We start from the raw sequence: 15637 nt of genomic DNA, 5'->3' as shown, positions 1-15637 counted from the left end.
GCCCATTGTGGCGCGCGCCACTGACAATCCGGTCCGTGCCGGTCCGGTCCCGCCCGGTCACGCGGCGGTCAGCCGCGGCGGCGGGGGCCCCGCTCGTCCTCGTCGCCGTCGCCGTACTCGTCGTCCCGGCGGCGGCCCAGCAGCTCGTCCGCCAGCGTCGGCAGGTCGTCCAGCGGCGTCTCCTCGGCCCAGTCCGGGCGCGGGCGGCGCGGGCGGCCCTCGTCACCGAGGACCGGGAGCTCCCGCGTCCGGTCGTTGCCGCCGTCCCGGAAGATGCCCGGCGGAACCCGGTCGGCGGGGCTCTCCTCGGGGCGCCGGGCCGTGGGCCGCGAGGCGGACCGGGCCTGGCCGGCCGAGCCGGTGGCAGCCTGCGGGGCGGCCGGGCCGGCATCGGGGCGTACGGGGGGCAGTACGGCCGTCTCGTCGGTCGGGCGGACCGGCGGCTTCGACAGATCGGCCTTGGGCACCGGAACGGTCTGGGTGATGTCGTCCGGCTGGACGACCCGGCTGAGCGCCGGGGTCTCCATCGTCACGGCGTCGTCCGGATGCGGACCGTCCGAGACCGGCGCCGCAGGAGCGGAAGGGGCCGGCGCCGACGGAGCCGTGGGAGCCGCCGGCGCCGACGCGGCTTCCGCCGCCGCCGCGGCAGCCGCCACCTTCGCCGCGGCCTCGGCCGCCTCGGCCGCAGCCACCCGGCGCGCCTCCTCGGCCTTCAGCAGGGCCTCCTCGGCCCGCCGCTGCTTCTCCAGCCGCCGCTCCTCGGCCTCGGCCCGCAGCCGGGCCTCCTCCTCGGCCTGCCTGCGCAGCCGCTCCTCCTCCGCCGCGCGCGCCTTCTCCTCGGCCTCGGCGCGCAGCCGCTCGGCCTCGGCCCGTGCCCGAGCCTCCTCCTCGGCCTTCAGGCGGGCTTCCTCCGCCTGGCGGGCGGCCTCCGCCTCGGCCTTGATCCGGGCCGCCTCGGCCTCGCGGGCCAGCCGGGCCTCTTCCTCGGCCTTCAGGCGGGCTTCCTCCGCCTTGCGCGCCGCCTCTTCCTCGGCCTTGCGCCGGGCCTCCTCCTCGGCGAGGCGCCGGGCCTCGGCCTGGGCGGCCACCTCGGCCTCGGAGAGCGGGAGCATCCGGTCCAGGCGGTGCCGTACGACGGTGGTCACCGAGTCCGGGTCCTGGCCCGCGTCGACCACCAGGTAGCGCCCCGGGTCGGATGCCGCCAGCGTCAGGAATCCGGACCGCACCCGCTGGTGGAACTCCGCCGGCTCCGACTCCAGCCGGTCCGGGGCCTCCGTGAACCGCTCCCGCGCCGCCTCCGGAGACACGTCGAGCAGCACCGTCAGGTTCGGGACGAGCCCGTCGGTGGCCCAGCGCGAGATCCGGGCGATCTCCGTCGGGGAGAGGTCGCGGCCGGCGCCCTGGTAGGCGACCGAGGAGTCGATGTAGCGGTCCGAGATGACGATCGCGCCGCGCTCCAGGGCCGGGCGCACCACCGTGTCCACGTGCTCGGCGCGGTCGGCGGCGTACAGCAGTGCCTCGGCGCGGTTCGACAGCCCCGCGGAGGAGATGTCGAGCAGGATCGAGCGCAGCCGCTTGCCGACCGGGGTGGCCCCCGGCTCACGCGTCACGACGACCTCGTGGCCCTTGCCCCGTATCCAGTCGGCCAGCGCCTCCACCTGGGTGGACTTGCCGGCTCCGTCGCCGCCCTCCAGGGCGATGAAGAATCCGGTGGCGGACGGGGCCTGCACCGGCTCCCCGCCGCGCAGCGCCTCGCGCAGGTCGCGCCGCAGCGGTACGCCGCTGCGGTCGTCGAGCTTGGCGAGGACCACGGCGGCGACCGGCAGCAGCAGGGCGCCGACCAGCATCAGGGTGAACGCGGCGCCGCCGTGCGCGAAGACGATCTCGGCGCCGGTCAGCCGGTGCGGGCCGATCACCGCGGCCAGGACCGGGGCGAGGACGGCCCCGAGGGCCACGGCCACCCGTACGACCGCCTGGAGGTGCTCGGTGACCCGCGCCCTGCGGAACTCCTCGGTCTCCTGGTCCAGCAGTGTGTGGCCGGTGTTGGCCGCGACGCCCGCGGCGGTGCCGGCGAGCAGCGACAGGAACAGCACGGTCGCCGTGTCCGGGACCAGCCCGGCCAGCAGCAGCGCGAGCCCGGCCACCGCTATGGCGAGGGCCAGCAGGCGGCGCCGCGACAGGGCGGGCAGCACCTTGCCGGCCTGGGTGGCGCGGATACCGGCGGCGGTGCCGCCGACCAGCGCGAGGACGAACAGTGCGAAGGCGGCCGGGCCGCCGCCCAGGTCGAGGGCGTGCAGTACGGCCACGGCGACGGCGCTGGACACCGCTCCGGCGACCGCGGCGCAGGCCAGGACGAGGAGCGGGATGGCGCCGGTACGGCCCTTGTCGGGCCGGTCGCCCGCCTTGGGGGCGCGCAGGCCCTCCAGCGGGGAGCGGGGACGCGGGGTCTTCGCCCCGGGCAGCACCAGCGGCAGCAGCAGCGATACGGACGCCGCGAACAGGCCGGAGGCCACGTACGAGCCGAGGGCGGCCTGGTTCTCGGCGAACCAGTCCACGCCGAGGCCGAGGGCCTTGCCGACCAGGGTGGCGGCGAGCAGCGCGGCCGCGGCGATCGGGAGCGCCGCGAAGGACGTACGCAAGGTCAGCCGCCGCAGCGCGTCCAGGTGGTCCGGGAGCGGCCGTACGGTCGCCCCTTCCGGCGGCGGCGCGGGCAGCAGGGCGGGAGCGGCGCTGTCCTTGGCCAGGGTCCACAGCCGCTCGGCGGCGCCGGCGACGAAGACGGTGGCCAGCAGCGCGGTGAGCGCGTGGGCCGGGATCCAGTCGAGCCACAGCGGGGCGACGACGAAGAGCCCGAGGCGGATCCCGTCGGCGCCGATCATCGTCCAGCGGCGGTCCAGCTTGCCGCCGGGGGCGACGAGCCCGGCCAGCGGGCCCAGCAGGACCGCGCCGAAGAGCAGGGTGGCGAGGATCCGGACCCCGAAGACGACGGCGACGGCGAGGGCCGCACCGCGGTAGCCGCCGCCGAAGGCTCCTTCGGAGACGGCCGCCTGCAAGGCCAGCAGCACCAGCACCAGCAGGGCGAGGGCATCGCCGATGCCGCTCACCAGCTGGGCGCTCCACAGCCGGCGCAGCCTGGGGGTGCGCAGCAGTGCGCGCACCGCACGCTCGCGGGAATCCGCGGCTAGGGCTTCGTCGTAGGTGGGGTTCGCGGGGGCGGTCACGACCGTTGGCTGCTCGGCTCGCGTCATCCGCCCAGCCTATCCGCTGCGCTTGGCGGTTGCGGAAGCCTGTGGACAAGCTCCGGTGTGACCCCGCCCCCACTCCCGGAGGCTCCGCCTCCGGCCCCGCGACGCCCGGACGCGGTGAACGCCCCGGGCCCCCGTGCAGTCGCACGGGGGCCCGGGGCAGGCGGGGCGGGAGACCCGCGGCCGCGGCGGCTACTCGTCCGCCGGGGCGGCGGCGATCTTCTTCGTCACCGTCTTCTTCGCCGTCGTCTTCTTCGCGGCGGAGGCCGAGGCGGTGGTCTTCTTGGCCGCCGTCTTCTTCGCCGCCGTCGTCTTCTTCGCGGCAGCGGTCTTCGTCGCCGTCGCCTTCTTCGCCGGGGCCTTCTTGGCGGGGGCCTTCTTCGCCACCTTCTTGGCCGGGCCCTTCGCCCGCTTCTCGGCGAGCAGCTCGTAGCCCCGCTCCGGCGTGATCGTCTCGACGTCGTCGTCCCGCCGCAGCGTCGCGTTCGTCTCGCCGTCCGTCACGTACGGCCCGAAGCGGCCGTCCTTGACCACCACCGGCTTCTCGCTGACCGGGTCGGTGCCCAGCTCCTTCAGCGGCGGCTTGGCCGCCGCCCGGCCCCGCTGCTTCGGCTGCGCGTAGATGGCCAGCGCCTCGTCCAGCGTGATCGAGAAGAGCTGGTCCTCGGTCTCCAGCGACCGCGAGTCCGTGCCCTTCTTCAGGTACGGGCCGTAGCGGCCGTTCTGGGCCGTGATCTCCACGCCCTCCGCGTCGGCGCCGACCACGCGCGGCAGCGACATCAGCTTCAGCGCGTCGTCCAGCGTGACCGTGTCCAGGCTCATCGACTTGAAGAGCGAGGCCGTCCGCGCCTTGACCGCGTTCTTGCCCGTCTTCGGCGTGCCCTCGGGCAGGATCTCCGTCACGTACGGCCCGTAGCGGCCGTCCTTCGCGACGATCTCGTTCCCGCTGACCGGGTCCTTGCCGAGCTCGAACTCGCCGCTCGGCTTGGCGAACAGTTCCTCCGCGTACTCGACCGTCAGCTCGTCCGGAGCCATGTCGTCCGGTACGTCGGCCCGCTGGTGGCCCTCCGCGTCCTTCTCGCCCCGCTCCACGTACGGCCCGTAGCGGCCGACCCGCAGCACGATGCCTTCGCCGACCGGGAAGGAGGAGATCTCCCGGGCGTCGATCGCGCCCAGGTCCGTGACCAGCTCCTTCAGACCGCCGAGGGCGTCACCGTCGGCCGGTACGACCTCCGAGGCGTCCTCCGCGCCGAAGTAGAACCGCTTCAGCCACGGCACGGACTGGGCCTCGCCCCGCGCGATGCGGTCGAGGTCGTCCTCCATCTTCGCGGTGAAGTCGTAGTCGACGAGCCGGCCGAAGTGCGTCTCCAGCAGGTTGACCACGGCGAACGACAGGAAGGACGGCACGAGCGCCGTGCCCTTCTTGAAGACGTAGCCGCGGTCCAGGATCGTGCCGATGATCGACGCGTACGTCGACGGACGGCCGATCTCGCGCTCTTCCAGCTCCTTGACCAGCGAGGCCTCGGTGTAGCGGGCCGGCGGCTTGGTCGAGTGGCCGTCCGCCGTGATCTCCTCGGCGGCGAGCGCGTCGCCCTCCGCGACCTGCGGAAGGCGCTTCTCGCGGTCGTCGAGCTCGGCGTTCGGGTCGTCCGCGCCCTCGACGTACGCCTTCATGAAGCCGTGGAAGGTGATCGTCTTGCCGGAGGCGGTGAACTCGGCGTCACGCCCGTCCGAAGCCCGGCCGCCGATCTTCACGGTCACCGAGTTGCCGACCGCGTCCTTCATCTGGGAGGCGACGGTCCGCTTCCAGATCAGCTCGTAGAGGCGGAACTGGTCACCCGACAGGCCGGTCTCGGCCGGAGTGCGGAAACGATCACCCGAGGGGCGGATCGCCTCGTGCGCCTCCTGCGCGTTCTTGACCTTGCCCGCGTAAACGCGCGGCTTCTCCGGCAGGTAGTCGGCCCCGTAGAGCTGCGTGACCTGCGCCCGCGCCGCCGACACCGCGGTGTCGGAGAGCGTGGTGGAGTCCGTACGCATGTAGGTGATGAAGCCGTTCTCGTACAGCTTCTGCGCCACCTGCATGGTCGCCTTCGCACCGAAGCCCAGCTTGCGCGAGGCCTCCTGCTGGAGCGTCGTCGTACGGAACGGGGCGTACGGGGAGCGGCGGTACGGCTTGGACTCGACCGAGCGGACGGCGAACGAGGCACCGTCCAGCGCGGCGGCCAGCGCCCGGGCGTTCGCCTCGTCGAGGTGCAGGACCTCGCTCTTGAGCTGCCCGTTCGAGCCGAAGTCGCGGCCCTGCGCCACGCGCTTGCCGTCCACCGTGTTCAGGCGGGCGACCAGCGTGGACGGGTCGGAGGCGTCACCGGCGCGGCCGGTGGAGAAGGTCCCGGTCAGGTCCCAGTACTCGGCGGAGCGGAAGGCGATGCGCTCGCGCTCCCGCTCGACGACGAGGCGGGTGGCCACCGACTGGACGCGCCCGGCCGACAGCCGCGGCATGACCTTCTTCCACAGGACCGGCGAGACCTCGTAGCCGTAGAGGCGGTCGAGGATGCGGCGGGTCTCCTGGGCGTCGACCATGCGCTGGTTGAGCTCGCGGGGGTTGGCGACGGCGTCGCGGATCGCGTCCTTGGTGATCTCGTGGAAGACCATCCGGTGGACGGGGACCTTGGGCTTGAGGACTTCCTGCAGGTGCCACGCGATGGCTTCGCCCTCGCGGTCCTCATCGGTGGCGAGGAAGAGTTCGTCGGACTCGGCCAGCAGCTCCTTGAGCTTCCTGACCTGGGCCTTCTTGTCGGCGTTGACGACGTAGATCGGCTGGAAGTCGTGCTCGACGTCCACGCCGAGGCGACGGACCTCGCCCGTGTACTTGTCGGGAACCTCCGCGGCACCGTTCGGGAGGTCGCGAATGTGCCCGACGCTCGCCTCGACGACGTATCCCGGGCCGAGGTAGCCCTTGATCGTCTTCGCCTTGGCAGGGGACTCGACGATGACGAGTCGGCGGCCGCCCTTTGCGGTCTCGCTAGTCGGGGACAACTTGGCTCTTCTCTCCGGTCGGCACTCGGTCGCAGTACGGCGACGCTGCGGAGTGTGACGGTACAACCCGCCCCCGTGTCAAACGGCACAAGCCCGCAACGGCCACTCGAACGGTAACCCGACAAGTGCCGTTTCTGCCGCCCGGATGCCGCGCCGGACCCTTCCCGATCACCGGGCAGGGTGGCCGGGGGGCCGTCTGGCCCCGCTCCCGCACCCTCTCGCGCACCCTGTCCCACGTCGGCTTTCGTGGCCGGATCCAGACCGGCCGGGCCCCCGCGTCAGAACCGGCCGGGCTCCCGCGTCAGAGCTGTGCGAGGCACCACACCCCGAGGGCCAGCGACGTCCCGCCGGCGAGCAGGGCCAGCGGTACGGCCACGACGGGGCGCACGCCCTCAGCCACCGGCGCGCGGTGCAGAGCGCGCGCCCCCGTCCAGGCCAGCAGAGCGGCCCCGAACAGCAGGAACACGGTCGCCGCGAAGATCGCCGGACCGTTCTCCATGCCGCTCCCCTCACCCCTGGGCCACTCCCGGGATCCCCCCGGATCCCGCTGGACAGGACCCTTCCAGCCATTCGGGTACGGCGGGCGAACCCCGGGTTACATCCCGGTGCCGGCTACCGCGCGGGGCCCGTCACGGGCTCCAGGAATCCCTGCTCCACCAGCACCCTGATGGCCTCCGGCGTCCGGTCCCGCAGGACAACCGGATCTTCCTGCACCAGTTGCGCGATGGCGTCCAGGATCCGGCCCGCGCTCAGTGAGCCGTCACACACTCCGGCGAAGCCCGCCCCGACCGTGTCGACCTTGGTGGCGCGCCGCATCCCGCGGTTCTGCCGGAGCACCACGTGCTCGGGGTCCTCCGCTCCGGGCGCGCCGACCTGCTCCTGCACGACCTCGCCGGCCAGGACGAAGTAGCCCTCCAGCAGGGACGCGTCATCGTGCTGGGCCAGGTAGTCCTGGCGGGCGAAGTGGGCCAGGACGGTCTCGCCGAGCGGCTGCTCCACCGAGTGCGGCCACTCCTCGACCACGATCGAGGGCTCGGCCGCGTCCGACCGGCGCAAGGTGATCCACCCGAAGCCGACGGACTTCGTCTTGCGGGCCTCGAACTCGTCCAGCCAGTCCTCGTACCGCCGTGCGTACTCGGCGGGGTCGGTGCGGTGGTCGCCCGCGTCGCGCAGCCACAGCTCCGCGTACTGCGTCACGTCCTGCACGTCACGCTGCACGATCCACGCGTCGCAGCCGCGCGGCACCCAGGAGCGGACCCGGTCGTGCCAGTCCTCGCCCTCCACGTGCTGCCAGTTGCCGAGGAACTGCGCGTACCCGCCGGGGTTGAGGTGCGCGCCGGCCTCCTGGACCAGCGTCCGGCACAGGTCGTCGCCGCCCATGCCGCCGTCCCGGTACGTGAGGCGGGCGCCGGGGGAGATGACGAACGGCGGGTTCGACACGATCAGGTCGTACGTGGCGTCCCCGACCGGCTCGAAGAGCGACCCGGCGAGCAGCTCGGCCTCCGGGGCGCCGGACAGCGCCAGCGTCAAACGGGTGAACTCCAGGGCCCGGGGGTTGACGTCGGTGGCCGTGACCCGGGTGGCGTGCTGGGCCGCGTGCAGCGCCTGGATACCCGATCCGGTACCGAGGTCCAGGGCGGAGCCCACCGGGGTCCGCACGGTGATCCCGGCCAGGGTGGTGGAGGCGCCGCCGACCCCGAGGACCACGGCTGTATCCGCCGGACGGCCCCGGCTGCCGATCCCGCCCGCCCCGCCGACGGCGCAGCCGAGGTCGGAGACGATGAACCAGTCCTCGCCGTCCGGGCCTCCGTACGGGCGCACGTCGACGGTGGCGCGCACTGTGTCCTCGCCGTCGGCGACCTCCTCCCGCCACAGCCAGCCGTCGGCCAGGGCCACCTCGGCGGGCAGCGCGGCCGCGGCGTGCTCGTACGCAACGGGCTGCTGGAGCAGGAACAGCCGGACGAGGCTCGCGAGCGGGCCCTCACCACCGCCCCGGGTGGCGCGCAGGGCGGGCACCGTCTCGCTGCGGGCCAGCGCGGCGTAGGCGGGGGCACCGAGCAGGTCGAGCAGCCCGTCGGCGGTGAAACCGGCGGCGAGCAGGGCGGTGCGGATGTCGGCGGCGTGGTCGGACGAGGGAAGGCTGGTGGTACTCACCCCACCATTGTGGCGGTTGGGACCGACAATCCGTGCGGCACGCGGACGTCGGCGTGGGCCGCCTGCCGGGGCCGGGGCGGGACGCGCGACAAGGCCTGCGCGTGTGAAAGGGCCGGGCAGGCCGGACGTGCGACAGGGCGGCCACAGCCCCTCACGGGACCCGGCCGCCCTGGTCGGCGGGTGTCAGCTCATCGCGTCGCCCGGCCGGGCTACTTGGGCGTCGGCGACGGCGCCGCCACCTGGCAGCCCTTCTGGCTGTTGATGGCCTTGTCCAGACCGCCCGCGTTGAGCTGGGCGAGGGCGTCCTTGCCGCCCTTCGTCGCCTCCTGGAGTCCGCCGGCCACTTCCTTCAGACCGTCGGCGAACTTCGTCTGGTCCTGGGGGTCCAGGGCGTCCATCTTGGTCTTCAGGGCGGCGTAGCCCGTGGAGGTCTCGTTGAAGCCCTTGACCGCCGCGTCGAGGGTCGTCTGGCCCTCCTTGACCGGCGGAACTCCCGCCCCCTGCAGCGCGGCCCCCATGGTCTTGTACGACTCGGACATGGTCCCGAACGCCGCCGAGTCGGTCTTCTGGACCTCATCGGGCTTGCTGCTCTCCGTCGCCACGCGCTTGATGTCGGCGTTGGCCGCCTCGATCTTCTTGAGTTCGGGCTGCCACTGGTCGCAGACCTTCTTGGCCCAGGCGTTGGCCTTCTCGTCGCTGTCGTCCCCGCCGCAGCCGGACAGGACGAGCATCAGTACCGCACCGCCCGACAATGCGGCCGCAAGCTTCTTGTTCACCGGATTGGTCCCTTCGAAGGCTCTCGGCCCGGAAGATACACGGCCGCCATCCGGGGACGCACAAAGGCGGACAGACGGCGCGTCAGTCCGCGCTGCCTGTCCGCCGTTCGGGCGCAAGGCCGGCCCTGCCCGGCTCTGCCCGTACCTCCGTGTGACCTGCGGTCAGGAAACCGTCGCGGGGTCGGCCGACTTGGCCACCCGCTCGGCGGCTCCGCCCTCGCTCTCGTCGCCGACGGCGATGCCGCGGCGCTTGGAGACGTACACCGCGACGATGATGACGCCGATCGCGAGGACCGCGACGACCGCGCGTACCACCGGGCTGGTGTCCGCGCCGTAGCTGAACTGCACGACGGCCGGGGCGATCAGCAGCGCCACCAGGTTCATCACCTTCAGCAGCGGGTTGATCGCGGGACCGGCGGTGTCCTTGAACGGGTCGCCGACCGTGTCCCCGATGACGACCGCGGCGTGGGCCTCACTGCCCTTGCCGCCGTGGTGGCCGTCCTCGACGAGCTTCTTCGCGTTGTCCCACGCGCCGCCGGAGTTGGCGAGGAAGACCGCCATCAGCGTGCCCGTGCCGATGGCGCCCGCGAGGAAGGAGCCGAGCGCGCCGACGCCGAGGCTGAAGCCCACGGCGATCGGGGTGAGGACGGCGAGCAGACCGGGCGTGGCGAGCTCGCGCAGCGCGTCCTTGGTGCAGATGTCCACGACGCGCCCGTACTCCGGCTTCTCGGAGTAGTCCATGATCCCGGGGTGCTCGCGGAACTGGCGGCGCACCTCGTAGACCACGGCGCCCGCGGAGCGGGAGACCGCGTTGATGGCGAGGCCGGAGAACAGGAACACCACGGCCGCGCCGAGGATCAGCCCGACCAGGTTGTTGGGCTGCGCGATGTCCAGGCTGAGGTTCATCTCCCCGGCCTTGGCCCCGACCTCCTTGACCGCGGTGGCGATCGCGTCGTTGTACGAGCCGAAGAGCGCGGCCGCGGCGAGCACGGCCGTGGCGATGGCGATGCCCTTGGTGATGGCCTTGGTGGTGTTGCCCACCGCGTCCAGGTCGGTCAGGACCTGCGCCCCGGCGCCCTCGACGTCGCCCGACATCTCGGCGATGCCCTGGGCGTTGTCGGAGACGGGCCCGAAGGTGTCCATGGCGACGATGACGCCGACGGTGGTGAGCAGGCCGGTGCCGGCCAGGGCCACCGCGAAGAGCGCGAGCATGATCGACGTACCGCCGAGCAGGAACGCCCCGTAGACCCCGAGGCCGATGAGCAGCGCCGTGTAGACGGCGGACTCCAGGCCGACGGAGATGCCGGCGAGGACGACGGTGGCCGCACCCGTGAGGGAGGACTTGCCGATGTCCCGGACGGGGCGGCGGTTGGTCTCGGTGAAGTAGCCGGTCAGCTGCTGGATCAGCGCCGCGAGCACGATGCCGATCGCGACGGCGACGACCGCCAGGACGCGCGGGTCTCCGGGGTGGCTGGTGATCGCGGCGTTCTCGACGCCGACGAGCTCCTTGTAGGTGCCCGGCAGGTAGGCGTAGACGGCGATCCCGACCAGTACGAGGGAGATCACGGCGGAGATGAAGAAGCCGCGGTTGATCGCCGTCATGCCGCTGCGGTCGCTGCGGCGCGGGGAAACCGCGAAGATGCCGATCATGGCGGTGATGACGCCGATGGCGGGCACGATCAGCGGGAAGGCCAGGCCCAGGTCGCCGAAGGCGGCCTTGCCGAGGATGAGCGCGGCCACCAGGGTGACGGCGTACGACTCGAAGAGGTCGGCGGCCATCCCGGCGCAGTCTCCGACGTTGTCGCCCACGTTGTCGGCGATGGTCGCGGCATTGCGCGGGTCGTCCTCCGGAATGCCCTGCTCGACCTTGCCGACCAGGTCGGCGCCGACGTCGGCGGCCTTGGTGAAGATGCCGCCGCCGACACGCATGAACATCGCGATCAGCGCGGCACCGAGGCCGAAGCCCTCCAGGACCTTCGGCGCGTCGGCCGCGTAGACCAGCACGACGCAGGAGGCGCCGAGGAGGCCGAGGCCGACGGTGAACATGCCGACCACGCCGCCCGTACGGAAAGCGATCTTCATCGCCTTGTGGGAGACCTCGGTCAGATCCTTGGCGGGCTCGCCCTCGGCGGGGGTGGCCTCTCTCGCGGCGGCGGCGACGCGGACGTTGGCGCGGACCGCGAGGCGCATGCCGATGTAGCCGGTGGCCGCCGAGAAGAGGGCGCCCACGAGGAAGAAGGCGGAACGTCCCGCCCGCTGGGACCAGGTGTCGGCGGGCAGCAGGAAGAGCAGGAAGAAGACCACGACGGCGAAGACGCCGAGGGTGCGCAGTTGGCGGCCCAGGTAGGCGTTGGCGCCTTCCTGAACGGCTGCGGCGATCTTCTTCATGCTGTCGGTTCCCTCGTCGGCGGCGAGGACCTGGCGGACCAGGATCTGCGCGACGACGAGTGCGGCCAGTGCCACGGCCACGATGACGATCACGATGAGCCGGTTGTCATCGGTGAGTACTGCGGCTGCCAGATCAGAGGTGCGATCCGGCGCGATAGGGGTGAAGAGCCCCGTCATTCGTCCTCCTTGACGTGATGAGCTCAAGATGTGGACGGATTGTAGGGAGCGCGCCCTGATCAAAACAGTGCGCAGGAAACGGAATTGGCGTGCTCTTGCTCCTCAGCAATAGATCGCGTCACTCCATTACCCTCGAAAGTAGTAATGGGGCAAAAGCATTGACGGTCGGTCATTGATCAAGGGAAATGAAAAAGGCCCTGCTCAGCAGGGCCTTGATTAAGATCGGAAGATACGAAGGAATGCTCGGCGCAGTGGATCTACGGCAGCTCGGCGGCTCCCGAGACGGGCCAGCTCATCCGGATGGTCCCGCCCGATTCCCCACTGGTCACCTCGACGTCGTCGACGAGCCCGCTGATCACGGCGAGGCCCATCTCGTCCTCGCCCTCGATGTCGGGGTCCAGGACGGCGTCGATGCCGGACACGGCATCGGCCGGGCCGCCGCCCGGTCCGGGAACCTCGTCGCCGACCTCGATGGAGAACACCTTCTCCTCCTCGGTCAGGACGACCCGGACGGGCGCGGTCAGTCCGTTGCTGCGATGCAGTCCGACGGCGCGCGAGCAGGCCTCGCCCACGGCGAGGCGGACCTCGTCGAGGACGGCTTCCTCCACACCGGCCCGGCGCGCCACGGCGGCCGCGACCAGGCGGGCCGTCCGGACGTGTTCGGGCTGGGCGCTGAAGCGCAGTTCAACGGTGGCCATGCGCGTCCCCCTCGGACTACGGGCGTGCCTTGACAGGGGGCCGGGCCAACCGTGGCCCGGTACCCCCCGCTCTCGTCTTCGGCTCCTCGCCGTACGGAGCCGTCAGTCGGTGGCGTTGACGGCGTCTTCCACCGTGGTGTGGATCGGGAACACCTTGGTCAGACCGGTGATGCGGAAGATCTTCAGGATGCGCTCCTGGTTGCAGACCAGACGCAGCGAACCCTCGTGCGCGCGGACGCGCTTGAGGCCTCCCACGAGCACACCAAGCCCGGTGGAGTCGAGGAAGTCCACTCGCTCCATGTCGACAACCAGGTGGTAGCTGCCGTCGTTCACCAACTCGACCAACTGCTCGCGCAGCTTGGGCGCGGTATACACATCAATCTCGCCACCGACCTCTACGACCGTACGGTCGCCGACAGTGCGAGTCGACAGGGACAGGTCCACGGATCCTCCAGCACCTTGCTATCGAGCGGCGCCCCCCAGGGGCCTCCCCACCCGAAGGTAGTGAGGGATTGGCTGCCGCGATGGCATTCAATCACTTACCGGCAGGCGCGCACGACGCCTTGGGACCATTGTCCCGCACGCCAGTGACACACTCGGTTCCAATGGCCAATACTCACCGCCCTGGTCGGCCCACGCCACCCGCGGACTCTCGACCCACCCCCGGCACGGTCCTGGACCGGCTGTCACGGGGGCCTTCCCGGGCTGCGCGCATCACCCATACGGAGCACTTGCCCCCTCGGGAGGGCCGTCATGCAGTCTGGCCCGACCGCATCCGAACGGATGTCGTAGCCGCGATCCAGACAGCCGGGATCGGCCATCCGTGGGAACACCAGGCCGCGGTCGCCGAGCACGCCCTGGACGGCGTGTCCGTGGTCGTCGCCACCGGCACCGCCTCGGGCAAGTCGCTGGCGTACCTGGCGCCCGTGCTCTCGGCCCTGGCGGACGGCGCCGAGGCCCCGAACGGCAGGGGCGCGACCGCCCTGTACCTGGCCCCCACCAAGGCCCTGGCGGCCGATCAGCGCCGCGCCGTACGGGAACTGGCCGCCCCGCTCGGCAACGCGGTCCGGCCCGCCGTGTACGACGGCGACACGCCCGTAGAAGAACGCGAATGGGTGCGTCAGTACGCCAATTACGTCCTCACCAACCCCGACATGCTGCACCGCGGGATCCTCCCGGCCCACCCTCGCTGGTCCTCCTTCCTCCGGACCCTGCGCTACGTCGTGATCGACGAGTGCCACACCTACCGCGGGGTCTTCGGCTCCCACGTGGCCCAGGTACTGCGCCGCCTGCGGCGGCTCTGCGCCCGCTACGGCTCCGACCCGGTCTTCCTGCTGGCCTCCGCCACCGCCAGTGACCCGGCGACGGCGGCGTCCCGGCTCACCGGGGTCCGCGTGGTCGAGGTCACCGACGACGCCTCCCCGCGCGGCGAGGTGGTCTTCGCCCTCTGGGAGCCGCCGCTCCTCACCGAGCTGCGGGGCGAGAAGGGCGCACCCGTCCGCCGCACGGCCACGGCCGAGACCGCCGACCTGCTGACGGACCTGGTCGTCCAGGGGGTCCGTACGGTGGCCTTCGTCCGCTCCCGGCGCGGCGCCGAGCTGATCTCCGTGATCGCCCAGGAGCGGCTCGCGGAGGTGGACCGCTCGCTGGTGCGGCGGGTAGCCGCCTACCGTGGCGGATACCTGCCCGAGGAGCGCCGGGCCCTGGAGCGGGCCCTGCACTCCGGCGAGCTGCTGGGCCTGGCCGCCACGACGGCCCTGGAGCTGGGCGTGGACGTCTCGGGCCTGGACGCCGTCCTGATCACCGGCTACCCGGGCACCCGGGCCTCCCTGTGGCAGCAGGCGGGCCGGGCCGGGCGCTCGGGCCAGGGCGCCCTGGCCGTGCTGATCGCCCGCGACGACCCGCTGGACACCTACCTCGTGCACCACCCCGAGGCGCTGTTCCGGCAGCCGGTGGAGGCCACCGTCCTGGACCCGGACAACCCGTACGTCCTGGCCCCCCACCTGTGCGCGGCGGCTGCGGAGCTGCCGCTGACCGACGCCGACCTGGAGCTCTTCGGCCCGGCCACCCGCGAGCTGATCCCCCAGCTGGAGGCGGCGAAGCTGCTCCGCCGACGAGCCACGGCCTGGCACTGGACCCGCCGGGAGCGGGCCTCGGACCTGACCGACATCCGGGGCGGCGGCGGCCGCCCGGTGCAGATCGTCGAGGCCTCGACCGGCCGCCTGCTGGGCACGGTCGACGAGTCGGCCGCCCACACCGCCGTCCACGACGGGGCCGTCCACCTCCACCAGGGCCGCACGTATCTCGTGAAGCACCTGGACCTGGAGGATGCGGTGGCCCTCGTCGAGGAGGCGGATCCGCCCTTCTCCACCACCGCCCGCGACACCACCTCCATCTCCGTCCTGGAGACCGACTCCGAGATCCCGTGGGGCGCGGCCCGGCTCTGCTACGGCTCGGTCGAGGTCACCAACCAGGTGGTCTCCTATCTGCGGCGCAAACTGATCACCGGCGAGGTGCTGGGCGAGGCCAAGCTGGACCTGCCGCCCCGCACCCTGCGCACCCGGGCCGTGTGGTGGACGGTCACGGAGGACCAGCTCGACGAGGCCCGGATCAACCCGGAGATCCTCGGCGGCGCTCTGCACGCCGCCGAGCACGCCTCCATCGGCCTGCTTCCGCTGTTCGCCACCTGCGACCGCTGGGACATCGGCGGCGTCTCCGTGCCGCTGCATCCCGACACCCTCCTTCCGACGGTCTTCGTCTACGACGGCCACCCGGGCGGCGCCGGATTCGCGGAGCGGGCCTTCCACACGGCCCGCGCCTGGCTGACGGCGACCCGTGACGCGATCGCGGCCTGCGAGTGCGAGGCCGGCTGCCCCTCCTGCATCCAGTCGCCCAAGTGCGGCAACGGCAACGACCCCCTCCACAAGCGCGGTGCCATCCGCCTCCTCACCCGCCTCCTCTCCGAGGCCCCACAGGCCGCACAGACCCCGCAGACCCCACCGCAGTAGCCGAGCCCACACTGCCCGCCCGGGGGCCGGAGCCGGGGCCGGGGCCAGGGCCGGGGCCAGGGCCAGGGCCGGGGCCAGGGCCAGGGCCGGGGCCAGGGCCAGGGCCGGGGCCAGGGCCAGGGCCGGGGCCAGGGCCAGGGCCGGGGCCAGGGCCA

At 72.5% G+C, this 15637-nt stretch carries 9 protein-coding genes; 1 reads left to right on the top strand and 8 read right to left on the bottom strand.

All coding sequences use genetic code 11. From position 1 onward, the window contains the following. Positions 1-68: 68 nt before the first annotated feature. The 8 genes from tmk to bldG all read right to left on the bottom strand — a co-directional run bounded on the left by tmk (position 69) and on the right by bldG (position 12918). A complete protein-coding gene (gene tmk / locus ACGFYQ_RS18755; protein ID WP_393745133.1) occupies positions 69-3248 on the bottom strand; it encodes a dTMP kinase in 3180 nt (1059 codons plus the stop codon). 189 nt (positions 3249-3437) lie between these two features. Continuing rightward, positions 3438-6281 carry a type I DNA topoisomerase gene (gene topA / locus ACGFYQ_RS18750; RefSeq protein WP_393745131.1) on the bottom strand — a complete coding sequence of 948 codons (2844 nt, stop codon included), beginning with the start codon at positions 6279-6281 and terminating at the stop codon, positions 3438-3440. Between the two features lie 301 nt (positions 6282-6582). Further along, complete coding sequence (locus ACGFYQ_RS18745; RefSeq protein ID WP_393745129.1) at positions 6583-6780, bottom strand: hypothetical protein; 198 nt, start codon at positions 6778-6780, stop codon at positions 6583-6585. 113 nt (positions 6781-6893) lie between these two features. Then, a complete protein-coding gene (locus tag ACGFYQ_RS18740) occupies positions 6894-8435 on the bottom strand; it encodes a methyltransferase (protein WP_393745127.1) in 1542 nt (513 codons plus the stop codon). 209 nt (positions 8436-8644) lie between these two features. Next, positions 8645-9211 carry a small secreted protein gene (locus ACGFYQ_RS18735; protein ID WP_393745125.1) on the bottom strand — a complete coding sequence of 189 codons (567 nt, stop codon included), beginning with the start codon at positions 9209-9211 and terminating at the stop codon, positions 8645-8647. Positions 9212-9373: 162 nt separating this feature from the next. Continuing rightward, positions 9374-11776 (bottom strand): sodium-translocating pyrophosphatase, encoded by a 2403-nt coding sequence (locus ACGFYQ_RS18730; protein WP_393745123.1) that lies wholly within the window; start codon positions 11774-11776, stop codon positions 9374-9376. Between the two features lie 257 nt (positions 11777-12033). Then, a complete protein-coding gene (locus ACGFYQ_RS18725; protein ID WP_393745121.1) occupies positions 12034-12474 on the bottom strand; it encodes an ATP-binding protein in 441 nt (146 codons plus the stop codon). Between the two features lie 102 nt (positions 12475-12576). Further along, on the bottom strand, positions 12577-12918 hold the full coding sequence (gene bldG / locus ACGFYQ_RS18720; RefSeq protein ID WP_008743037.1) for an anti-sigma factor antagonist BldG: 342 nt from the start codon (positions 12916-12918) through the stop codon (positions 12577-12579). Positions 12919-12998: 80 nt separating this feature from the next. Here bldG and ACGFYQ_RS18715 point away from each other — a divergent pair, with 80 nt between their 5' ends. Further along, entirely contained in the window at positions 12999-15482 is a 2484-nt protein-coding gene (locus ACGFYQ_RS18715) for a DEAD/DEAH box helicase (protein ID WP_393745119.1), read from the top strand. Positions 15483-15637 lie beyond the last annotated feature (155 nt).

Source organism: Streptomyces sp. NPDC048258, from assembly GCF_043201995.1.
Classification (GTDB): Bacteria; Actinomycetota; Actinomycetes; order Streptomycetales; family Streptomycetaceae; genus Streptomyces.
This window is presented reverse-complemented; position numbering and strand designations above follow the sequence as displayed.

Excerpts from the sequence above, each read along its gene's own strand:
- tmk (WP_393745133.1), bottom strand. The coding sequence starts at position 3,248 with ATGACGCGAGCCGAGCAGCCAACGGTCGTGACCGCCCCCGCGAACCCC.
- ACGFYQ_RS18745 (WP_393745129.1), bottom strand. The coding sequence starts at position 6,780 with ATGGAGAACGGTCCGGCGATCTTCGCGGCGACCGTGTTCCTGCTGTTC.
- ACGFYQ_RS18730 (WP_393745123.1), bottom strand. The coding sequence starts at position 11,776 with ATGACGGGGCTCTTCACCCCTATCGCGCCGGATCGCACCTCTGATCTG.
- ACGFYQ_RS18725 (WP_393745121.1), bottom strand. The coding sequence starts at position 12,474 with ATGGCCACCGTTGAACTGCGCTTCAGCGCCCAGCCCGAACACGTCCGG.
- ACGFYQ_RS18715 (WP_393745119.1), top strand. The coding sequence starts at position 12,999 with ATGGCATTCAATCACTTACCGGCAGGCGCGCACGACGCCTTGGGACCA.